The sequence below is a fragment of the Cyanobium sp. ATX 6A2 genome, assembly GCF_024346355.1.
Taxonomy (GTDB): Bacteria; Cyanobacteriota; Cyanobacteriia; order PCC-6307; family Cyanobiaceae; genus NIES-981.
In genome coordinates, this window is the sequence record NZ_JAGQCU010000003.1 from 1 (window position 1) to 20,919 (window position 20,919).

Here is a 20,919-nt window from a genome sequence, read left to right on the forward strand (position 1 = left end):
GTGCTCCGAACAGGGTCACAGACCGGCCCACCCATTGCCACAGCTGAGATCTGAGGGAGGCGAGCCGTCAGCCCCGGCGTAGCCGGGGCTGATCCTCCCGAGTTACACCACTCCATGGGACGCCGCTTGCGCCCCGGACTCACGGGGGAATGGCAGGTGAACGGACGTTCCAGGGTGATCGACTTCGAGGATGTGATTCGGCTCGATCTCCGCTACCAGCAGAACTGGAGCTTTCGCTATGACCTCAAACTGATCTTGCAGACCCTCGCCGTGATCTTCAGCAAGCGCTCAGGCGCCTCCTGAGCATGGAGCGTCGTCTGCCCGAGGGCACTGCCGAGGCCTGCTTTCCCAGTCGGTTGGAGTCGACGGCTCTCCTGCTCGACTGGTTTGAGCGGCAGCAGCCGGCGGGGGTGGATCCGATGCTGTGGATTCAGGCCCAGACAGCCCTGGTGGAGGGATTCACCAACGCCGTCCGCCATGCCCACGCCTCCATGGCCGACCCCCCGGCTGTGGTGGTGGCGCTGGAGGTCACAGCACAGCACCTGCAGCTGCGCCTGCGGGACCATGGCCCTCCGTTCGACATCACCCCGGCCTGGTTGCCCGAGGAGCCTCCAACGGAAGCAACTGGGGATCCTGTGAGGGAGTCCGAGCTGCCGGGGCTGCCCCAGCGGGAAGCCCACTGGGGACTGGTCATGCTGGCCAGGCTGCGTCGCGACTTCGGGTGGTCGATCAGCTATGCCCCTCTCCAGGAGGGGGGCAACGTTCTGATCCTGCGGCGGCCGATGACCTGAGACAGTCGACGCTGAAGCGCTGCGGCTGTCCACAGGCTTCCGGATGCAGCCATGTCCAGCGCGTCCAGAGATGCAGAAACAGAGTGGTGCCCTGGGGCCCCTGATCCCAGCCGATGCCCAAGTGCTTCCCCCAGACCACTGGGAGCGGTGGCGTCCTGCCGCGCTCACGCCAGGCCGCCAGCTCACGGCGGTGCAGGATCGGCCGTCCGTTGTACCGGAACAGCAGCGGCTGCCCCTCGCTGCCGCCGGGCAGTTGGAACCACACCTTCTTGCTGCGCTGCAGGTACCAGAACCGCCAGCACCGGCCCGGCACCGGCCGGCCGTCGGGGCGGCTGTAAACCAGCCCGCGGGTGCTGGTGAGAAGCCCGGTGGCGACGCTGGCATCGAAGCTGCTCCGGTTCACAATGGGATCCCCTGCCCCCGCCACGATGCCCGAGGCCACGATCGAGTCTGTGCTCCACGAAGGCCGGCTCTTTCCGCCACCGGCTGAGCTGGCCACCGGCGCCCGCATCGGCTCGATGGAGGCCTATCGCGATCTCTGCCAGTGGGCCGAGGCCGATCCTGATGGCTTCTGGGGAGAGCTGGCCCGCCGCGAGCTGCACTGGTTCGAGCCCTTCCACACGGTGCTCGACTGGAGCAATCCGCCCTTTGCCAGGTGGTTTGAGGGCGGCACCACCAACCTCAGCTTCAACTGCCTCGACCGCCACCTCGAAGGCCCCCGGGCGGACAAGACGGCCCTGATCTGGGAAGGCGAACCCGGCGACACCCGCACCTTCTCCTACCGCCAGCTGCACGCCGAGGTGTGCAAAGCCGCCAACGCCCTCAAGGAGCTGGGCATCGGCAAGGGCGATCTGGTGGCCCTCTACATGCCGATGGTGCCGGAGGCGGCAATCGCCATGCTGGCCTGCGCCCGCATCGGCGCCCCCCATTCGGTGGTGTTCGGCGGCTACTCGGCCGATGCCCTGCGCGATCGCCTCATCGATGGCGCGGCCAAGGCGGTGATCACTGCCGATGGTGGCTTCCGCAAGGACAAACCCGTGCCGCTCAAGCCGGCGGTGGATGAGGCCTTGGGTGCCAAGGGCGGCGCCCCCAGCGTGGAGCACGTGCTGGTGGTGCAGCGGTTGGCGGGTGCCGGCGGCGCCTGCGCCATGGAGCAGGGCCGGGATCACTGGTGGCATGAGCTGGTGGAGGGCCAGAGCGCCGACTGCCCGGCCGAGCCGATGGCCAGCGAAGACCGCCTGTTCGTGCTCTACACCTCCGGCTCCACCGGCAAGCCCAAGGGGGTGGTGCACACCACCGCCGGCTACAACCTCTGGGCCCACCTCACCTTCCAGTGGATCTTCGACATCCGCGACGACGACATCCACTGGTGCACCGCCGACGTGGGCTGGATCACCGGCCACAGCTACATCGTCTATGGCCCCCTCTCCAACGGCGCCACCACGGTGATGTACGAGGGGGCGCCGCGGGCCTCCAACCCCGGCGCCTTCTGGGAGGTGGTGCAGAAGCACGCCGTGACGATCTTCTACACAGCCCCCACCGCCATCCGGGCTTTCATGAAGAGTGGTGGCGAGGTGCCCGGCCGCTACGACATGAGCAGCCTGCGCATCCTCGGCAGCGTGGGTGAGCCGATCAACCCCGAGGCCTGGATGTGGTATCGGGAGGTGATCGGCGGCAACCGCTGCCCTGTGGTGGACACCTGGTGGCAGACCGAGACCGGCGGCGTGATGATCAGTCCGCTTCCTGGTGCCACCCCCACCAAGCCGGGGTCCTGCACCCTGCCGCTGCCGGGCATCGCCGCCGACATCGTGGATCACGACGGCAACTCCCAGCCGGCCGATGCCGGCGGCTACCTGGCCGTGCGGCGGCCCTGGCCGGGGATGATGCGCACCGTGCACGGCGATCCGGATCGCTTCCGGCGCAGCTACTGGGAGGAGGTGCGGCCCGCCGATGGCTCCCATCTCTATTTCGCCGGCGATGGCGCCCGCCGCGACGTTGATGGCTATTTCTGGGTGATGGGCCGGGTCGATGACGTGATCAGTGTGTCGGGCCATCGCCTCGGCACCATGGAGATCGAGAGCGCCCTGGTGAGCCATCCCGCCGTGGCCGAGGCCGCCGTGGTGGGACGTCCCGACGCGATCAAGGGTGAGGCGGTGGTGGCCTTCGTGACCCTGGAGGCCGGCCGCGAGGGCAGCGATGCGCTGGTGGCCGAGTTGCGCAGCCATGTGGGCAAGGAGATCGGACCGATCGCCAAGCCCGATGCCATCAGCTTCTCCGACGCCCTGCCCAAGACCCGCAGCGGCAAGATCATGCGCCGCATCCTGCGTTCGTTGGCCGCGGGCGAGGAGGTGAGCGGCGACACCAGCACCCTCGAAGACCGCTCGGTCCTCGACAAGCTGCGCGTCTGAGAGGTCGGTATGACACGCCCGAAACCGGCCGAGGATTTCCTGCTGTTCCTGATCGGCAGCTCCCTGTTCGTCTCCGGCATTGTGCTGTTCACCAATCAGGTGATGGTGGGATCGGGGTTCGGCGGCTTGGGTGGTGGCTGGCGTCGGGGCTACGGAGGAGGAGGCTATGGCGGACTCTGGGGTGGCTTTGGCGCTGGCCAGGGCCTGGGGTTGCTGCTGCTGCCCCTCGGCGCAGGAGTTGCCCTGCTGGTGGCCAATCGCCTGCGCAAGCTGGGCTGGTTTCTGCTCTGGGCTTCGGCGGCGGCGATCACCGTGCTGATCCTGCAGAGCCTCTGGTTTGGGTTGCGGCCCACCAGTCTCTGGAGCGTGCTGATGATGGTGGCGATGGTGGCAGGAGGCGCGGGGCTGATGTTCCGTTCCCTGCAGCGCTACGCCGACAGTGATGAGCCCCCTTCAAGCGGCGCTTCCGGCGCCGAGGAGCTCCGGGAGCTGCGCCAGGAACTGGAGCGGCTGCGGGCGCGGCTGGAGCGCGATCCCTAGCGTTGAGCCTCCGCCCAGTCGAGGACCATAGCGCCAAGCCGCTCGATGCGGCGTTGGCGGGAGGGGTCATCGGCCCAGTCCCCCAGCAGCTGGCGCCGCAGCCCGCCGCTGGCGGGGCTGAGGTGGTCGCCTGGCAGCTCCTCAACGCTGCTGGCGTCATCGGGGCGGGCCTGCAGCACCCCCAGCAGGCGGCTGCTCTGGTCGATGCTGTCGCGGTTGAAGCGCACCAGCAGATTGTGGGGCTGGCGGTAGCTGGCGGCCACCTGGCGCAGGGTTTCCTCTGGCGAGGGGCTGAACTCGCTGCGGAAGCGGAACTGCTGCCCAAGCTCGGCCAGCAGCGGGATGGAGCGCTCGGCCGAGAAGTTGTTGAAGCTCAGGGACACCAGGCCTCGGCTGCTGCGGCCGCCGTCGGGGGCCAGCAACTGCAGCTTGCAGCCCAGGCTGTGACCAAGCCGCAGCGGCGCCCCAGCCGGCAGAGCATCCACCTCCGCCAAGGCCTGGCGCTGGCCGCGGAAGCGCCGCCAGGCGGCGTTGGCCTGGGCCTGATGGTCGAAGCCCGGCACATAGCTCCAGGCATGCACCCGCCAGCCCCGCTGGGCCAGGGCATCGAGCAAGCGGCGATAACTCAGCTGGGGGTTGCTGGCGAGGTAGCTGCCACCGATGAACTCCACCAGGCCCCGGGGCCGGCCTGTGGGCTCGAGCAGCCAGAGGTCGTCCTGCTGTCGCCAGCGCGCCATGGCAGCGGCCGTCAGGCCTGCAGCTGCCGCAGGGCTTCGAGGGCCTCGCGGCGATGGGCCGGCCCATCCAGCAGGTTGTTGAACACGTGGCGGATCACCCCCTCGCCGTCGATCACGTAGGTGACCCGCCCGGGCAGCAGCCCCAGCACAGCGGGAACGCCGAAGGCCTTGCGCAGGCCGTTGCCCCGGTCCACCAGCAGCGGGTAGGGAAGGTTGTGGCGGGCCGCGAAACGCTGGTGGCTGGCGCTGTCGTCGCCGCTCACACCCCAGACCTCTGCGCCCATGGCCTGGAGGTCGGCGTAGCTGTCGCGGAAGGCGCAGGCCTCCATCGTGCAGCCCGGTGTGTCGTCCTTGGGATAGAAGAACAGCACCAGGGCCTTGCCGTCCAGCTGATCGCCACGGCGCTCGTTGCCGTTCTGATCGCTGAGGGCGATCTGGGGGGCGCGGTCGCCGGCGACGAGCGCTCGGGCCATGGCTGCGGGGGGCATGTGACGAAACCCTACTTGCCTGAGCTGGGACGATGGGAGGCAGCGCCCGTGCCGGTTGTGAGCGATTCCTCCCCCCAGCAGTCCACCCCCTGGCAGCAGACCGACCTGCTGGCGCTGATGGCGCCGCAGCCCAGTGCGGCAGCGCCACGGGCAGCCCCGAGCAGTTCCCCTGCCACCCTGCTGATCCTCGACACCGAAACCACGGGCCTGGATCCCGCCCAGGGCCAGTGCGTCGAGGTGGGCGCCATCCTGTTTGCCGTGCCCCAGCGCGCCGTGCTCAGCCAGGTGTCCTTCCTGCTGCCGGTGAACGCCAATCCCGCTGAAGCCATCAACGGCATCCCCGCTGCCGTGAGTCGCCTGCCCCAGCCCTGGCAGGCGGGCCTGCACTGCTTCAACGCCATGCTCGAGGCAACGGACGCCGTGCTGGCCCACAACGCGACCTTTGATCGCCAGTGGTTCGGCATCGATCCCCTGCCGCCGGTGACCAGGCCCTGGATCTGCTCAATGGAGGACATCCGCTGGCCGGCGGCGTTGAGGCTGAAGTCGACTCCCGGGGTCAAGGACCTCGCCCTGGCCCACGGAATCCCCGTGTGGGCTGCCCACCGCGCTCTCACCGACTGCATCTATCTGGCCCAGGTGCTGGAGCGCTGCCAAGACCTCGAGGCCCTGCTGGCCGCAGCACTGGAGCCGCGCCACACCTACCGCGCGCTGGTGTCCTACGCGGAGCGCCACAAGGCCCGAGAGGCCGGGTTCCGCTGGAATGAACCCGTGGCCGGTGCCTGGAGCCGGCGTCTCAGCGACGACGAGGCCCGTGCCCTGCCCTTTGCGGTGCAACGGGTGCACCCGGATGGGCACAGCGCCACCAGCGCCAGCCCAGCAAGCCGCAGCGAGCCCGGCCCAGCAGTGGCGGCCTGATCGGGTTGGCCTGAACGTGAGCCATCACCAGCACAAAAAAGTCGGCAGGCCTGGGGGGGCCTGCCGACAGGGCACTGAACGATGACGGTTTCTGGAATCGGAGCGGCGGGATTTGAACCCACGACCCCCACTACCCCAAAGTGGTGCGCTACCAAGCTGCGCTACGCCCCGGTTGTGCCGTCAAACGCAAGCTATCACAGCGCTTTGCGACGGCGAAGACGGCGCAGCAGTCGGCGTGAGAGCTGGTCGCGGCACTCCCCTGCGTAGCCCGGCAGCCGCAGGTCGTGGGCCAGCAGGCGCAGCTCCGCCAGCCCCATGCCCGCCAGGCGCAGTTCCGGCAGTTGCTTCCAGGCTCCCTGCGCATCGGGAAGGGGCACCCCCTCGGGATCACCGCCCCAGCGCCCCAGCGCCCCTTCCGCCATCCACTCCGGCACCAGCACCACCAGCACCGCCAGCAGTCCGTAGAGCTCCACCAGGCCGCGGGGCAGCGGATGACGTGGCTCCGACTGATCCCCGCCGCCGGAGCCACTCACACCGCCAGACCCCGGGAGCCGGGGGCCGGCCCCGGGGCCAGGACCGAGGGGCCGTCGCGCCATTGCAGGCTGGGCTCGGACCTGGGCTGCAGTCTCACCGTCCAGAACACCAGGGCGAAGCAGAGGGCGATGGTGGTGAACAGCGCGACCAGCACTACCCGGTCCGGCAGAGGATTCATGGCGATCGTCAGACCCGTTCGGTGCGGGTGCACTCAATACGACTGGGCAGCTGTTCGATGGTGAGCAGGTCCCCCTGCAGGATGAGGGTCATGCGCTGATTGGTGTAGCGGACGCCCGGCAGGGGCGAGTCGTCCCGGAAGGCCGTGGTGCGGGAGCGGCCGCTGATCAACGAGGCCTGGGCGTTGTTCCGCTCCAGCTGCACGCGCCCGAGGCGGGGGCAGAGGAAGCTGTCGCGGCTGTCGTAGTGCTCCCACCAGGGCGAGGCCTGGGCCAGCAGGCTGGCCGTGAGCAGCAGCACGTGGGAAACCGAAACGACCATGGCGGGCATGACGGCAGCGGGCAGTTCAGGTTGGTGAGGAGGAGGCCAGTCGGATCGGGGCGTTGTCGCCGCGCAGAACGCAGTGACTGATCGACCAGTCGTAACAGTCCCACACCCTCGGATCCAGGCGGTAGTGGGCGCCGGGGAAATCCCCCAGAAGCCGGCCGCTGGGCTGGGCGGAGCAGTAGGGCCGGCTGCCGGGTTTGGCCAGGTATTGCTGGTGGTAAGGCTCGGCCAACCAGAAGCGCCGGCCGCTGCCGATCTCGGTGGTGATGGGGCCGTAGCCAGCCTCATTGAGGAGGGTCTGGTAGGCCTGGCGGCTGGCTTCCGCCTGCGCCAGCAGGGTGGGGTCGTCCAAGAAGATGGCCGAGCGGTACTGGGAGCCCCGGTCGCCCCCCTGGCGGTCGCCCTGGGTGGGGTCGTGGCATTCCCAGAACAGCTTGAGCAGGTCGCTGAAGTCGATCAGGGCCTGGTCCCACACCACCCGCACCACCTCGGCATGGCCCGTGCGGCCGGAACAGACCTGCTGGTAGCTGGGCTGGTCGAGCTGGCCGCCGGCGTAGCCCACCGCGGTGGTGAGCACCCCAGGCAGCCGCCAGAAACCCTTTTCAGCGCCCCAGAAACAGCCGCAGCCGAACAGGGCCTCGGCCTGGCCCGCCTCGGGAGCCAGGGTGATGGGAGTGCCGAGCAGCACATGGACCGGATCCTCAGTGCCCGTCCCTGCCTGGCCAGCAGCCCGGCTTCCAAACACACCTCCAAACACGCAGCTCATGCAGCTGGGCGCACGCTAGGCAGCCCGCCGGCCCGGCCGTCAGCCCCCGCTGCGCAACTCTTCGCGCACCTGCTCCCGTGCCCATAGCCGCCGGTAGGTGCCCGGCATGGCCAGGAGCTCGTCGTGGGACCCCTGCTGCACCAGCCGCCCCTCCTCCAGCACCAGCACCCGGTCGCAGGCGGCGGCGGCGGAGAGCTGGTGGCTGATCATCAGCACCGTGCGGCCCTGGTCTCCCTGGCCGCGGATCGTGCGCAGGATCTGGGCGGCGGTGGTGTTGTCCACGCTGGCCAGGGCGTCGTCGAGCACCAGCAGCGGTGCATTCACGAGCATGGCCCGCGCCAGGGCCGTGCGTTGCCGCTGCCCACCGCTGAGGGTGATGCCCCGCTCACCCACCAGGGTCTGGTAGCCATCGGGGAAACCGCGGATGTCGCCCTCCAGCTGGGCCTCGGCGGCCACCGCTTCCACGGTTTCGAGCGGAGCCTCCGGCTCGCCATAGCGAATGTTGTCGGCCAGGGTGGCCGTGAACAGGTAGCCCTCCTGGGGCACGAGGGCCACCTGACGGCGCAGGTCCTCGAGCCGGAGCCGGGTGATGTCCACGCCATCGAGCCAGAGCTGGGCGGGATCGAGCTCCACCATCCGGCCCAGGGCCCGCGCCAGGGTGGTCTTGCCGCAACCCACCGGGCCCACCACCGCCACCAGCTCGCCCGGCTTCACACGGAAGCTCACATCCACCAGGGCGGGTCGCGGTGCGTCCGGGTAGCGCACCGTGAGGCCGCGGGCCTCGATGGCTCCCCGGGGCCGCCGGGCCGGCGGCTGGGGGTTGGTCGGCGACTCGATCAGCGGTTGGCGGCAGAGCAGCTGCTCCACCCGGTCCAGGCTCACCTGACCGGTCTGGAAGGTGTTGAGGGTGAAGCCCAGCAGCGCGGTGGGGAACACCAGCCGCTCCACAAACAGGATCAGGGCCACCAGGTCGCCGATGCTCAGGCGACCGCTCTCGAGCTGGCCGCTACCCAGGGCCAGCAACAGCAGCAGGCTGATCGAGGAGATGCCCTCCAGCAGGGGAAACAGGGTGCTGCGGGTGCGGGCCAGCCCCAGGGCCGCATCCCTGTACACCCGGTTGCGACCGGCGAAGGCCGCCTGCTCGGTGCTCTCCTGGCCGTAGATCTTGATGGCGCTGATGCCGGAGAGGTCTTCCTGGATCAGATCGCTCAACCCCGCCAGTGCCTCCTGCTGGCGGCGCTGCTGGCGCATCATCCGCCCGCCGAACAGGCGCACCGTGATCAACATCAGTGGGTAGAGCCCCACCGCCGCCAGGGTCAGCCAGGGGTCGATGCTGAGCATCGCCGGCAGGGTGAGGGCGTAGGCCAGCACGGTGTTGGTGAGGCTGAGCACGGCGAAGCCCAGCAGCCGGCGTACGTTTTCCACATCACTGGTGGCCCGGCTGATCACCTCGCCGCTGCCGGTGCTCTGCACCCAGCCGGGTTCCTGCAGCAGCACGTGCTCGAAGATCCGCTGCTTGAGATCGGCCTCCACCTTCCGGCCCACGCCGAACACCAGCAGCCGCGAGAGCAGGCGCATGGCGCCCATCACCGTGGCCAGCGTGGCCAGCACGAGCGCCATCAGCAGCACGTCGCGCAGCTCGAAGCCCTCCTCCAGGTCGTCGATCACCCGCCGCACCAGCAGGGGGATGCCCACGCCCAGCAGATTCACCAGCACCAGGGCCGCCGCGCCCTGCAGCACCGTGCGGCGATGGGGGCGCAGATAGCGCAGGATCAGATCGGCACGCAGGGCCGCCACGCCGCCAGTTCAAAGATGGGCCCAACCTAGGGATCGCCGACACCTCGCCATGGCTCCACCGACCGCCACCGGTTCAGCTCCGGGTTCCCCTCGCGATGGCGCCGGCGCCGGCGCCGGGGACGAGCAGAGCCACCCCCTCCATGCTCTCGATCGGCTGGAGGTCGACCGCCTGCTGGCGGCTGAGACCCCCACCGATGAGCATCTGCTGAATGCGGCCCGGCTGCTGATGCGCTACCAGGGCTTTCCCGGTGCCGGCGACATCCAGGACGACCTGGCCAAGGTGCTGAGGCTCTGGGGGCTGAGCCGGCACGACCTGCACGCGCGCACCCGGGCGATCTGGGCTGCCGGCTTCCGTCCCGCGCCCGCCGGCGGCGAGGCCGTGGGCTCGGGTTTCGACACCACCGATCAGGACGGCTGAAGCACAACGGCTGACGCTCAGCTGTCTGTTGTGTCGATCACCCACCGAAGTCGGCCCCGCCAGCGCCATCCCGCCCGTGACGGGGGATAGTGGAAAAGTCCCCATCACCCGGCCCGGTGTGCCCCGCACCCGGGCTTTTTTTTGGCTGACCACTGCTGGTTGCAGGGCTGGCTTGGGCGGGGGGTTTTTGAATGGCCTCATCCCAGTGCCCCCCTCCACCGCCATGGCTTCTGCGTCCGCGGCTCCCGCCCTGCTCGAGCAGCTCCTGCGCGGCGAGTCGCTCAGCCCCGTGCAGGCCACCGCCCTGATGCAGGACTGGCTGGACGAGCGGATTCCTCCGGTGCTCACCGGCGCCCTGCTGGCGGCGCTGCGCTCCAAGGGCGTCAGCGCCGATGAGCTGGCCGCCATGGCCGGCGTGCTGCGCGCCGCCTGTCCCCTGCCCGGCGAGCGCCCGGCCCTGCAGCTGGTGGACACCTGCGGCACCGGCGGCGACGGCGCCGACAGCTTCAACATCTCCACCGCCGTGGCCTTTGTGGCGGCCGCCTGCGGGGTGCATGTGGCCAAACACGGCAACCGCAGCGCCAGTGGCCGGGTGGGGTCTGCCGATGTGCTGGAGGCCCTCGAGATCAACCTCCAGGCGCCCCAGGAGCAGGTGGTCGCCGCCCTGCCGCAGGTGGGCGTCACCTTTCTGTTCGCGCCCGGCTGGCATCCGGCCCTGGTGGGCCTGGCGCCGCTGCGCCGCGCCCTGGGGGTGCGCACCGTGTTCAACCTGCTCGGCCCCCTGGTGAACCCCCTCCAACCCGAGGCCCAGGTGCTGGGCGTGGCACGGGCCGAGCTGCTCGATCCCATGGCCGGTGCCCTGGCCCGCCTGGGCCTGCGCCGGGCGGTGGTGGTGCACGGTGCGGGCGGGCTCGACGAGGCCTCGCTGCAGGGCACCAACCAGCTGCGCCTCGTTCAGGACGGCGAGGTGAGCAGCCAGGAGCTCGATCCAGTGGCCCTGGGGCTCACGCCGGCCCCGATTGCGGCCCTGGCCGGCGGCGATCTGGCCACCAACCGCGCCATCCTCGAAGCCGTGCTCCAGGGCGGCGGCAGTGACGCCCAGCGCGAGGTGGTGGCCCTGAACACGGCCCTGGTGCTCTGGGCCGCCGGCGCCAGCGACAGCATCGCCTCCGGCCACGCCCAGGCCGCCGAAGCGCTGGCGGCCGGCAGCCCCTGGCAGAAATTGCTGCAGTTGCGCACAGCACTGCCCGTGGCGGTTGGGGGATGATCAGGGCGCTGTTGCTCCCGGTGCCGTGACCACCTCTGCCCTGCTGATGCTGGCCGATGGCACCCTGCTGCGCGGGGAAGCCTTCGGCGCTGTGGGCACCGCCATCGGTGAAGTGGTGTTCAACACCGGCATGACCGGGTATCAGGAAGTGATGACCGATCCCAGCTACTCCGGTCAGCTGGTGACATTCACCTACCCCGAACTGGGCAACACCGGCGTCAACACAGCTGATCAGGAAGCCCCCCGGCCCCATGTGCGCGGCGTGATCTCCCGCGAGCTCACGCCGGTGACCAGCAACTGGCGTGCCGAAGGCGATCTCGAGCACTGGCTGGCGGAGAACGGGGTGGTGGGCATCCGTGGTGTCGACACCCGCGCCCTGGTGCGCCACCTGCGCGAGGGTGGCGCGATCAATGGCGCCATCAGCAGTGATGGCTCCACCCCTGTGGAGCTGCTGGAGCAGGTGCGGGCCGCCCCCTCGATGGAGGGGCTCAACCTGGCCGCCCGGGTGAGCACCGCCGAGCCCTACACCTGGACTGAGCCCTGCAGCGCGGCGTTCGATACACGCCTGCAGCAAAGGCCCGAACGTCCCTACCGCGTGGTGGCGATCGACTTCGGCATCAAGCGGGCCATCCTCGATCGCCTCGTGGCCCACGGCTGCAGCGTCACCGTGCTGCCGGCCGATTCCAGCCTCGAGGCCGTGCTCAGCCACAGCCCTGAGGGGGTGTTCCTCTCCAACGGCCCCGGCGATCCGGCCGCGGTGAGCTCGGGTATCGCCCTGGTGAAGGATCTGCTCACCCAGGTTGATCTGCCCCTGTTCGGCATCTGCATGGGCCACCAGATTCTGGGCCTGGCCCTGGGGGGCCGCAGCTTCAAGCTTCCCTACGGTCACCGCGGCCTCAATCACCCCTGCGGCAGTCCCGGCCAGGTGGAGATCACCAGCCAGAACCACGGCTTTGCGCTCGACGCCGACTCCCTGCCCGCCGATCGGGTGCGGATCACCCACCACAACCTCAACGACCACACCGTGGCGGCCCTGCAGTTGCTGCATCAGCCGGTGTTTGGAGTGCAGTACCACCCGGAGGCCAGCCCCGGACCCCACGACGCCGACCATCACTTCGCCCGCTTCGCGGCCCTGATGGCTGATCGGCGCTGATGGGGGAGCGGCGCTGATTGCAGGCCAGGCTCCCATCCCTACACTCCCCCCATCGATCCGTCACGAGGACAAGCGCCATCAACGACCTGCAGCGACTCACGGTGTCCCTGCGTGGGGGATTCGAGCAGCAGGCTCACTGCCAGCTGTTCCGGTTCACCGGCCAGCTGGACGCCTACTCCGACAAACAGTTCGGCGAGTTCATCGCCGCCCACCGCAGCACCGCCCAGCCGCTGCTCGTGGACCTCTCCCACATTGACTTCATCGACTCCTCCGGTCTGGGTGCCCTGGTGCAGCTGGCCAAGCAGTGCACCGCCGATGGCCAGAACTTTGCGGTGGCGGGCAATGCCCGGGTGGTGCAGACAGTGAAACTGGTGCGACTGGAGGAGTTTCTGCATCTGCAGCCCGATCTCAAGAGTGCCCTCGCCCGCCTCACCCCCTGAGCTGGGTCCCCTGCAGCTGGCCTGGCTGGGGGATGCAGTGTGGGAGCTGCATCAGCGCCTGAGCCACTGCGCCGCTCCGGCCCGGCCTCGCGACCTGCACCTCAAGGTGGTGGCGGCCGTTCGCGCGGAGGCCCAGGCCCGGGCCCTGGGCCAGCTGGAGGGACTGCTGCGGGAGGGGGAGCGCGATCTGGTGCGACGCGGCCGCAACCGGGCCGGGCGGGGGCCCCGCAGTGCCGATGCGGCCACCTATGGGCAGGCCACCGGCTTTGAAACCCTGCTTGGCTGGCTGTTCCTGCACGACCAACCGCGGTTGGATGAACTGCTAGATCACTTGCAGAACATCAATCCATAACCTCAGCCCGCCATGAGCCCTCGATTCGAACGCCGTCCCGACAAGCGGACGGGAGCGGCGGGCGGGCGACCAGCGCGTTCAAGCCCGCCATCAAGGTCCTACAGCCGCGACCGGCGCGGCGATGCCGGCGCTCAGACCGATCGCGGCCGCCCGGGGAAGTCCCGCGCCGACTGGAGCGATCGCGGCGCTGAGCGCAGGGGAGAGCGTGGCGATGAGCGCGGCGGTGATCGGGGTGGAGAGCGCGGCGGTGATCGGGCCTGGGCCTCTGCCCGTCGCGTCAGTTCCGCCCCCCCGGAAACACGCCGTTTCGACCGCAGCCGTCGGGATGGGGGCCGCCCTGAGGGGCCCCGTCCCAGCACTGGTCGCCCGGAACGGGGGCGCCCGGGGTGGGGGCGTTCTGAGGGGGGGCGTCCTGAGCGGGGGCGACCGCCACTGCTCAGGCGGCAGCCGTCCGCGGCCCCTGCAGCTGCGGCCCTAGCCGCAACCCTCCCTGAGGCCGAGCGCCTCGGCCAGCCCGCCCCCAGCGACGACCTGGTGTGGGGTCGCCATGCCGCCCTCGCCGTCCTGGAGAGTGGCCGGCCGGTCCATCGCATCTGGTGCACGACGGAGCTGCGCTTCACCCCCAAGTTTCTGCAGCAGCTGCGAGAGGCCAAGGCCTCCGGCGTGCTGGTGGAGGAGGTCACCTGGGCGCGACTGGGCCAGCTCACCGCCGGGGCCGTGCACCAGGGGATCGTGCTGCAGACCGCGGCCGCCGATACCCTCGACCTCGACGGCCTCATCGGGGGCTGTGCAGGCATCGGCGAGTCGCCACTGCTGATGGCCCTCGACGGCATCACCGATCCCCACAACCTGGGGGCGATTGCCCGCAGTGCCGAGGCCCTCGGTGCCCATGGCCTGGTGTTGCCCCAGCGCCGCAGCGCCGGGCTCACCGGCTCGGTGGCGAAGGTCGCCGCCGGAGCTCTTGAGCACCTCCCGGTGGCCCGGGTGGTGAATCTCAACCGCGCCCTGGAGCGTCTCAAGGAGGAGGGCTACCGGGTGGTGGGACTGGCCTCCGAGGGCAGTGTCAGCCTTGAGCAGGCCGATCTCGACGGCCCCCTGGTGATCGTCACCGGCTCGGAGGGAGATGGCCTCTCGATGCTCACCCGTCGCCACTGTGACCAGCTGGTGAGCATCCCCCTGCGCGGCGCCACCCCGAGTCTCAACGCCTCGGTGGCATCGGCTCTGCTGCTTTATGAGGTGGCCCGTCGCGGCTGGATGCGCGGGCTGCGCGGCGGTGATCCGGCGCCACGGCTGCTGCGCCCCCAGCTGCCCGCGCCAGCCCAGCCTGAGCCCTCATCGGCACCCTCATCCGCGTCGCCAGCGTCCGCGTCGCCAGCGTCTGAGTTGGAGGCGGAGCCTGAGCATTCAACGCCGTCGCAATCTGAGCCGATCAGCGAGCCGCCTGCCGAGCCGATCCCAGAGCCTGCCACTGAGCCGATCAGCGAGCCACCCACTGAGCCGATCAGCGAGCCGGCCACGGAACCAGACGCCGTGGGCGAGACCGCGATCGAGGCCCAGGCGGCACTTGAAACCCAGCCCACCGGGGCCACAGACGCCACAGACGTTGACGCGATTGCTGTCGCGGAGGCTCCGCTGGAGGGGCCTGAGCAGACCCCGGGGCTTGCCTCTCCCGCCGAGGACCAGGCGGAGGTTGACAGGTCCTCGTTTGCATCCCAACCAGGCGTCGATTCCCAGTCAAGCCCCGACGCCCCGTTCGCGGCCGATGTCGACCTGGGCTCCCTGCGTCTGTGAGCCATCTGCCGACTGGCGGGCACAATGGTGGGATGCTCCCAGCTCCGGCATGAATCCCCTGCTCTGGCCCGTGCGCAGCAGCGCCAACGCCCTGGGCCTTGCCTGGTGGGCGCGGGTGCGCACCACCGATCCCGACGTCACCTACTGGTTCGGTCCCTACGTGCGCCGCAGCACCCTCGAGCGCGAGCTGCCCGCCTTCCTCGACGACCTGCGCAGTGAGGAGCCGGCCTCGATCGACCACACCCTCCTGCGCAGCCGTCGCGGCGAACCGCTCACCGAAACCGACTGAGCGCCACGGCGCCGCGGTGGTCCCGGCTGCTGGCTGATAGCGTCCCAGCCGAGTGGGAAGCGGTTGGCATGGGCATCGCCGAATGGCGTGGGCAGCTGGAGCGCCGAGAAGTGTCGGCCCTGGAGCTCACCGAGCGCTGCCTGGCGCGCATCGAGGCGGTGGACCACACCGTGCACGCCTTTCTGGAGGTGACCGCCGAGCGGGCCCGGGCCGACGCCGTGCGCACCGACGCCGCCCGGGCCGCCGGTGAGCCCCTGCCCCCCCTGGCAGGCGTGCCGATGGCGATCAAGGACAACCTCTGCACCAGAGGCATTCGCACCACCTGCTCCAGCCGCATGCTGGAGTCATTCGTGCCGCCGTACGAAAGCACCGTCACCGAGCGGTTGTGGCAGGCCGGTGCCGTGCTGCTCGGCAAGACCAATCTCGATGAGTTCGCCATGGGCAGCTCCACCGAGACGTCCGCCTTCGGCCCCAGCCGCAACCCCTGGGATCCCGCCGCCGTGCCCGGCGGCAGCTCCGGTGGCAGCGCCGCCGCCGTGGCCGCCGGCGAATGCCTCGGCTCCCTGGGCTCCGACACCGGCGGCTCCATCCGCCAGCCGGCCAGTTTCTGCGGCGTGGTGGGACTCAAGCCCACCTATGGCCGTGTCAGCCGCTGGGGCCTGGTGGCCTTTGCCAGCTCCCTGGATCAGGTGGGTCCTTTCAGCCTGTCGGTGGCGGATGCCGCCGAGATCCTGCAGGTGATCGCCGGCGCCGACCCGCGCGACTCCACCTGCCTGAAGGCGCCCGTGCCCGACTACCGCGCCGCCCTGCAGCAGCCGGTGGCCGGCCTGCGGGTGGGCATCGTGCGCGAGTGCTTCGAGGCCGAGGGGCTGGCAGCGGAGGTGAAGGCGGCGGTGATGGCCGCCGCCGAGCAGCTGCAGGCCCTGGGCTGCGAGCTGGTGGATGTGAGCTGCCCCCGCTTCAACGACGGCATCGCCACCTACTACGTGATCGCCCCCTCGGAGGCCTCCGCCAACCTGGCCCGCTATGACGGGGTGAAATACGGTTTCCGGGCCGGCCTGGACGAGGGCGGCATCGGTGGCGGCCTGGGTGGCGGCGCCAACCTGGCGGAGATCACGGCCCGCAGCCGCGCCGAGGGCTTCGGTGATGAGGTGCAGCGCCGCATCCTGATCGGCACCTACGCCCTCTCCGCCGGCTACGTGGACGCCTATTACAGGAAGGCCCAGCAGGTGCGCACCCTGATCCGGCGCGACTTCGACCGCGCCTTCCAGTCGGTGGACGTGCTGCTCACCCCCACCTCGCCCACCACGGCGTTCCGCTTCGGCGCCCACAGCAACGATCCGCTGGCCATGTACCTGGCTGATCTGCTCACCATCCCGGCCAACATGGCGGGCCTGCCGGCCATCAGCGTGCCCTGCGGCTTCGACGCCCAGGGCCTGCCGATCGGGCTGCAGCTGATCGCCGGGGTGCTGGAGGAGCCGAAACTGCTGCGGCTGGCCCACCACTACGAAACCTCCGCCCGGGTGATGGACAACCGCCCGGCGGCCGATCTGGTGCCCTCCGCCCCCCTGGTGCCCTGACCGGCATTGACGTGCGCCGTGCACACCAGATCTGGTGTGCACGGTCCTACCCTGGGCGTCGCCGACGCTGAGCGCCGTGGCCTTTGTTCCCCTTCACAACCACAGCGACTACAGCCTGCTCGATGGCGCCAGCCAGCTGCCGGCGATGGTGCAGCGGGCGGTTGAGCTGGGCATGCCGGCCCTGGCCCTCACCGATCACGGCGTGATGTACGGCGCCATCGAGCTGCTGAAGCTCTGCGAGCAGGCGGGCATCAAGCCGATCATCGGCAACGAGATGTATGTGATCAACGGCTCGCTCGATGACCCCAATCCCCCCAAGAAGGAGCGCCGCTATCACCTGGTGGTGCTGGCCAGGAACGCGGTGGGGTACCGCAATCTGGTGAAGCTCACCAGCATCAGCCACCTGCGCGGCATGCGCGGCCGGGGCATCTTCTCCAGGGCCTGCATCGACAAGGCCACCCTCAGGCAGTACAGCGAGGGGCTGATCGTGGCCACCGCCTGTCTGGGGGGTGAGATCCCCCAGGCGATCCTGCGTGGCCGGCCGGACGCGGCCCGCACCGTGGCCCGTTGGTATCAGGAGGTGTTCGGCGACGACTTCTACCTGGAGATCCAGGACCACGGCGGCATCGAAGACCGCATCGTCAACACCGAGATCGCCAAGATCGGTGCCGAGCTCGGCATCGAGCTGATCGCCACCAACGACGCCCATTACCTGAGTGTGGGCGATGTGGAGGCCCACGACGCCCTGCTCTGCGTGCTCACCGGCAAGCTGATCAGCGATGAGAAACGCCTGCGCTACACGGGCACCGAGTACATCAAGAGCGAGGTGGAGATGCTGCAGCTCTTCCGCGATCACCTGAGCGCCGAGCTGATCGAGCGGGCGGTGGCCAACACGGTACGGGTGGCCGAGAAGGTGGAGGCCTACAACATCCTTGGCCACTACCAGATGCCGCGCTTCCCGATTCCGGAGGGACACACCGCCGTGAGTTATCTGCGGGCGGTGAGCGAGCAGGGACTGCGTCGCCGGCTGGATCTGGCAGAGGCTGAGTGCTTTTCGCCCACCTATGGCGAGCGGCTGGCCTACGAGCTCGATGTGATGGAGGAGATGGGCTTTCCCACCTACTTTCTGGTGGTGTGGGATTACATCCGCTTCGCCCGCGACAACGGCATTCCCGTGGGGCCGGGCCGTGGGTCGGCCGCCGGATCGCTGGTGGCCTATGCCCTGGGCATCACCAACATCGATCCGGTCACCAACGGCCTGCTGTTTGAGCGCTTTCTCAATCCAGAGCGCAAGTCGATGCCTGACATCGACACCGACTTCTGCATCCAGCGCCGCGGGGAGGTGATCGACTACGTCACCCGACGCTATGGCGAGGACAAGGTGGCCCAGATCATCACCTTCAACCGCATGACCTCCAAGGCGGTGCTCAAGGATGTGGCCCGGGTGCTGGATATCCCCTATGGCGAGGCCGATCGGCTGGCCAAGCTGATTCCGGTGGTGCGCGGCAAGCCGGCCAAGCTCAAGGAGATGATCGGTGCCGACTCGCCGGCACCGGACTTCCGGGAGAAATACGAGAATGATGCCCGTGTGCGCCACTGGGTGGATCTGGCCATGCGCATTGAGGGCACCAACAAGACCTTCGGGGTACACGCCGCCGGTGTGGTGATCGCCGCCGAACCCCTCGATGAGCTGGTGCCCCTGCAGCGCAACAACGACGGCCAGGTGATCACCCAGTACTTCATGGAAGACGTGGAGTCGATGGGGCTGCTGAAGATGGATTTCCTGGGGCTCAAGAACCTCACCATGATCGACAAGACCGTGGATCTGGTGAAGCAGAGCACAGGCATTGCGGTGGACCCCGACGCACTGCCCCTCGACGATCCCGGTACCTACGGCCTGCTGGCCCGCGGTGATCTGGAGGGCATCTTCCAGCTCGAATCCAGCGGCATGCGCCAGATCGTGCGGGATCTCAAGCCCTCATCCCTGGAGGACATCTCCTCGGTGCTGGCCCTCTATAGGCCGGGTCCCCTGGATGCCGGTCTGATCCCTAAATTCATCAACCGCAAGCATGGCCGCGAGGCCATCGAATTCGCCCACGCCAAGCTCGAACCGATCCTGCGCGAGACCTACGGGATCATGGTGTACCAGGAGCAGATCATGAAGATCGCCCAGGATCTCGCCGGCTATTCCCTCGGCGAAGCCGATCTGCTGCGGCGGGCGATGGGCAAGAAGAAGAAGAGCGAGATGGAGAAGCATCAGAGCATCTTCGTGCAGGGGGCCAGCGCACGCGGGGTGGATTCCAAGCTCGCCGAGGCTCTGTTCGAGCAGATGGTGCTGTTCGCGGAGTACTGCTTCAACAAGAGCCATTCCACCGCCTACGGCGCCGTGACCTATCAGACCGCCTACCTCAAGGCCCACTACCCAGTGGCCTACATGGCGGCCCTGCTCACGGTGAATTCCGGCGATTCAGCCAAGGTGCAGCGCTATATCGCCAACTGCAACGCCATGGGTATCCAGGTGATGCCCCCGGATGTGAATGCCTCCGGCATCGACTTCACCCCCGTGGGCGATCGCATCCTGTTCGGCCTCTCGGCGGTGCGCAATCTCGGAGATGGCGCCATCCGCCAGTTGATCGGCAGCCGCAGCGACGAGGGTCCGTTCCGCTCCCTGGCGGATCTCTGCGATCGCATTCCCGGCCAGCAGCTCAACCGCCGCGCCCTGGAGGCCCTGATCCACTCAGGCGCCCTCGACGCGCTCGAGGCCAGCGCCAACCGTGCCCAGCTGATGGCCGACCTCGATCTGGTGCTCGACTGGGCTGGTTCCCGCGCCCGCGACCGAGCCAGTGGCCAGGGCAACCTGTTCGATCTGCTGGTCGCAGGCGCTGGCGCACCCGCCGCTGCGGGCGCTGGCTCCGGCGTTGACGCGGACCTGAGCACCGCACCGAAGGCGGCGGCGGTGGCCGACTATCCCCCCACCGAGAAGCTGCGGCTGGAGAAGGAGCTGGTGGGGTTCTATCTCTCCGACCATCCCCTCAAGCAGCTGGCGGCACGGGTGAAGCTGCTCTCGCCCCTGGCCCTGGGCAATCTCGATGAGCAGGCGGACAAGGCCAGGGTGAGCGCCGTGGTGATGGTGCCCGAACTGCGCCAGGTCACCACCCGCAAGGGCGACCGCATGGCGGTGCTGCAACTGGAGGACCTCACCGGCAGCTGTGAGGCGGTGGTGTTCCCTCGCACCTATGCCCGCCTGGCGGATCACCTGATGGTGGACGCTCGCCTGCTGGTGTGGGCTTCGGTGGACAGGCGCGATGACCGGGTGCAGCTGATCGTGGACGACTGCCGCAGCATCGACGACCTGCAGCTGCTGATGGTGGAGCTGCCCGCCGATCAGGCTGCGGACATCGCCGTGCAGCATCGCCTGCGGGAGTGCCTGCAGCGCCACAGGCCTCCCCAGGACGAGGGCGGGCTGCGGGTGCCGGTGGTGGCTTTGGTGCGCCAGGGGGATCAGACCCGCTGCGTGCGCCTCGGCTCCCAGTTCTGTGTGGCCGATCCCGCCTCGGCCCTGTCCACCCTGAGTGCTGCGGCGTTCGCGGCCCGGGTCAGTGCTCCGATCAGCCTCAGCGGATCCCCGATCAGCGTGGGTATGGCCTCAGCCGCCTGATGAACCACTCTCGGACCCGGCACCGCCCTGGCGCAGGGCCCTGAGGGAGGCCTTGAGGCGGCCCAGATTGACCCCGATCTGCTCGGCGCCGAACCAGCTGCCAGGCTGCGGTTCCCAGCTGGCGGAGAGCACTCCGTAGCTGAGGCCGAGCAGCCCCAGCAGGAAGAATCCCCCGGAGGCCACCAAGGTGGCACTCGGGGGGATGTCGAGAACGCCGCGGCTCACCAGCAGGTAGCTGGCCACGAACACACCCATACCCATCAGGGTGGGGATGCCGGTGGCGATGCCGATGCGCCGGGCCATGCGGTTGGCCACGGCATCAGGGATAACCTGGGCGCGAGGGGACCGGGTGGGCGATGGGTCGGCCGATGCCGTGACGGTGGAAGAGGTGCCGGCCCCATGCTTGCCGGTGCGGCGGTGCTGCCGCTTCCCGGGACCCTTCCCCGTGGGCTGAATGCCTTTACCTTTGCCGGCCATGGCCTCACCTGCTG

The 20,919-nt window shown here is 69.3% G+C and carries 22 protein-coding genes and 1 tRNA gene; 14 read left to right on the plus strand and 9 right to left on the minus strand.

What is annotated here, in order from left to right; genetic code table 11:
• Positions 1-114 precede the first annotated feature (114 nt).
• The 4 genes from KBY96_RS03875 (at position 115) to KBY96_RS03890 (ending at position 3,739) form a co-directional block, all read left to right on the plus strand.
• Positions 115-303: a sugar transferase gene (locus KBY96_RS03875; protein WP_254977909.1), complete on the plus strand. Its 189-nt coding sequence runs from the start codon at positions 115-117 to the stop codon at positions 301-303.
• Between the two features lie 2 nt (positions 304-305).
• A complete protein-coding gene (locus tag KBY96_RS03880) occupies positions 306-791 on the plus strand; it encodes an ATP-binding protein (protein WP_254977910.1) in 486 nt (161 codons plus the stop codon).
• 428 nt (positions 792-1,219) lie between these two features.
• Positions 1,220-3,199 carry an acetate--CoA ligase gene (gene acs, locus KBY96_RS03885; protein ID WP_254977911.1) on the plus strand — a complete coding sequence of 660 codons (1,980 nt, stop codon included), beginning with the start codon at positions 1,220-1,222 and terminating at the stop codon, positions 3,197-3,199.
• A gap of 9 nt (positions 3,200-3,208) precedes the next feature.
• Positions 3,209-3,739, plus strand: a complete 531-nt coding sequence (locus KBY96_RS03890) for a hypothetical protein (RefSeq protein WP_254977912.1) — start codon at positions 3,209-3,211, stop codon at positions 3,737-3,739.
• Here the strand turns inward: KBY96_RS03890 and KBY96_RS03895 are convergent.
• Both KBY96_RS03895 and KBY96_RS03900 read right to left on the minus strand, forming a co-directional pair.
• The gene (locus tag KBY96_RS03895; RefSeq protein WP_254977913.1) at positions 3,736-4,476 is read right to left on the minus strand and encodes a DUF1350 family protein; all 741 of its coding nucleotides are present in this window, start codon (positions 4,474-4,476) and stop codon (positions 3,736-3,738) included. The two genes, KBY96_RS03890 and KBY96_RS03895, sit on opposite strands and share 4 nt — an antisense overlap.
• Positions 4,477-4,487: 11 nt before the next feature.
• Positions 4,488-4,949, minus strand: coding sequence for a peroxiredoxin (locus tag KBY96_RS03900; RefSeq protein WP_254977914.1), 462 nt, complete (start codon positions 4,947-4,949; stop codon positions 4,488-4,490).
• 72 nt (positions 4,950-5,021) lie between these two features.
• Between KBY96_RS03900 and KBY96_RS03905 the strand changes: the two genes are divergently transcribed.
• The gene (locus KBY96_RS03905; RefSeq protein WP_396122246.1) at positions 5,022-5,879 is read left to right on the plus strand and encodes a 3'-5' exonuclease; all 858 of its coding nucleotides are present in this window, start codon (positions 5,022-5,024) and stop codon (positions 5,877-5,879) included.
• A 97-nt stretch (positions 5,880-5,976) separates the two neighbouring features.
• Here KBY96_RS03905 and KBY96_RS03910 read toward each other — a convergent pair.
• The 6 genes from KBY96_RS03910 to KBY96_RS03935 all read right to left on the minus strand — a co-directional run bounded on the left by KBY96_RS03910 (position 5,977) and on the right by KBY96_RS03935 (position 9,480).
• A tRNA-Pro gene (locus KBY96_RS03910) sits at positions 5,977-6,050 on the minus strand.
• Positions 6,051-6,073: 23 nt separating this feature from the next.
• Positions 6,074-6,412, minus strand: coding sequence for a hypothetical protein (locus KBY96_RS03915; protein WP_254977915.1), 339 nt, complete (start codon positions 6,410-6,412; stop codon positions 6,074-6,076).
• Positions 6,409-6,591: a hypothetical protein gene (locus KBY96_RS03920; protein ID WP_254977916.1), complete on the minus strand. Its 183-nt coding sequence runs from the start codon at positions 6,589-6,591 to the stop codon at positions 6,409-6,411. The genes KBY96_RS03915 and KBY96_RS03920 overlap by 4 nt, the downstream gene beginning before the upstream one ends.
• Positions 6,592-6,599: 8 nt before the next feature.
• Complete coding sequence (locus KBY96_RS03925) at positions 6,600-6,911, minus strand: hypothetical protein (protein ID WP_254977917.1); 312 nt, start codon at positions 6,909-6,911, stop codon at positions 6,600-6,602.
• Positions 6,912-6,936: 25 nt separating this feature from the next.
• The gene (msrA, locus tag KBY96_RS03930) at positions 6,937-7,683 is read right to left on the minus strand and encodes a peptide-methionine (S)-S-oxide reductase MsrA (protein ID WP_396122247.1); all 747 of its coding nucleotides are present in this window, start codon (positions 7,681-7,683) and stop codon (positions 6,937-6,939) included.
• Positions 7,684-7,722: 39 nt separating this feature from the next.
• Entirely contained in the window at positions 7,723-9,480 is a 1,758-nt protein-coding gene (locus tag KBY96_RS03935; protein WP_254977918.1) for an ABC transporter ATP-binding protein, read from the minus strand.
• A gap of 49 nt (positions 9,481-9,529) precedes the next feature.
• On the opposite strand from KBY96_RS03935, the gene KBY96_RS03940 reads away from it, so the two are divergent.
• From KBY96_RS03940 to KBY96_RS03980, 9 genes are all read left to right on the plus strand, one after another.
• Positions 9,530-9,898, plus strand: coding sequence for a DUF3288 family protein (locus KBY96_RS03940; protein ID WP_254977919.1), 369 nt, complete (start codon positions 9,530-9,532; stop codon positions 9,896-9,898).
• Between the two features lie 223 nt (positions 9,899-10,121).
• Positions 10,122-11,165: an anthranilate phosphoribosyltransferase gene (gene trpD, locus KBY96_RS03945; RefSeq protein ID WP_254977920.1), complete on the plus strand. Its 1,044-nt coding sequence runs from the start codon at positions 10,122-10,124 to the stop codon at positions 11,163-11,165.
• Between the two features lie 46 nt (positions 11,166-11,211).
• Positions 11,212-12,318: a glutamine-hydrolyzing carbamoyl-phosphate synthase small subunit gene (carA, locus tag KBY96_RS03950; protein WP_254978147.1), complete on the plus strand. Its 1,107-nt coding sequence runs from the start codon at positions 11,212-11,214 to the stop codon at positions 12,316-12,318.
• Positions 12,319-12,419: 101 nt separating this feature from the next.
• Positions 12,420-12,758, plus strand: a complete 339-nt coding sequence (locus KBY96_RS03955; protein WP_254977921.1) for an STAS domain-containing protein — start codon at positions 12,420-12,422, stop codon at positions 12,756-12,758.
• Positions 12,733-13,110 carry a ribonuclease III domain-containing protein gene (locus KBY96_RS03960; RefSeq protein WP_254977922.1) on the plus strand — a complete coding sequence of 126 codons (378 nt, stop codon included), beginning with the start codon at positions 12,733-12,735 and terminating at the stop codon, positions 13,108-13,110. The genes KBY96_RS03955 and KBY96_RS03960 overlap by 26 nt, the downstream gene beginning before the upstream one ends.
• A 12-nt stretch (positions 13,111-13,122) precedes the next feature.
• Positions 13,123-14,901, plus strand: coding sequence for a 23S rRNA (guanosine(2251)-2'-O)-methyltransferase RlmB (gene rlmB, locus KBY96_RS03965; protein WP_254977923.1), 1,779 nt, complete (start codon positions 13,123-13,125; stop codon positions 14,899-14,901).
• Positions 14,902-14,950: 49 nt separating this feature from the next.
• Positions 14,951-15,190 carry a DUF1816 domain-containing protein gene (locus KBY96_RS03970; RefSeq protein WP_254977924.1) on the plus strand — a complete coding sequence of 80 codons (240 nt, stop codon included), beginning with the start codon at positions 14,951-14,953 and terminating at the stop codon, positions 15,188-15,190.
• A gap of 68 nt (positions 15,191-15,258) precedes the next feature.
• Positions 15,259-16,770: an Asp-tRNA(Asn)/Glu-tRNA(Gln) amidotransferase subunit GatA gene (gene gatA / locus KBY96_RS03975; protein WP_254977925.1), complete on the plus strand. Its 1,512-nt coding sequence runs from the start codon at positions 15,259-15,261 to the stop codon at positions 16,768-16,770.
• Positions 16,771-16,846: 76 nt separating this feature from the next.
• Positions 16,847-20,428 (plus strand): DNA polymerase III subunit alpha, encoded by a 3,582-nt coding sequence (locus KBY96_RS03980; RefSeq protein WP_254977926.1) that lies wholly within the window; start codon positions 16,847-16,849, stop codon positions 20,426-20,428.
• Here the strand turns inward: KBY96_RS03980 and KBY96_RS03985 are convergent.
• Positions 20,417-20,905 (minus strand): PAM68 family protein, encoded by a 489-nt coding sequence (locus KBY96_RS03985; RefSeq protein ID WP_254977927.1) that lies wholly within the window; start codon positions 20,903-20,905, stop codon positions 20,417-20,419. The genes KBY96_RS03980 and KBY96_RS03985 overlap by 12 nt on opposite strands.
• Positions 20,906-20,919 lie beyond the last annotated feature (14 nt).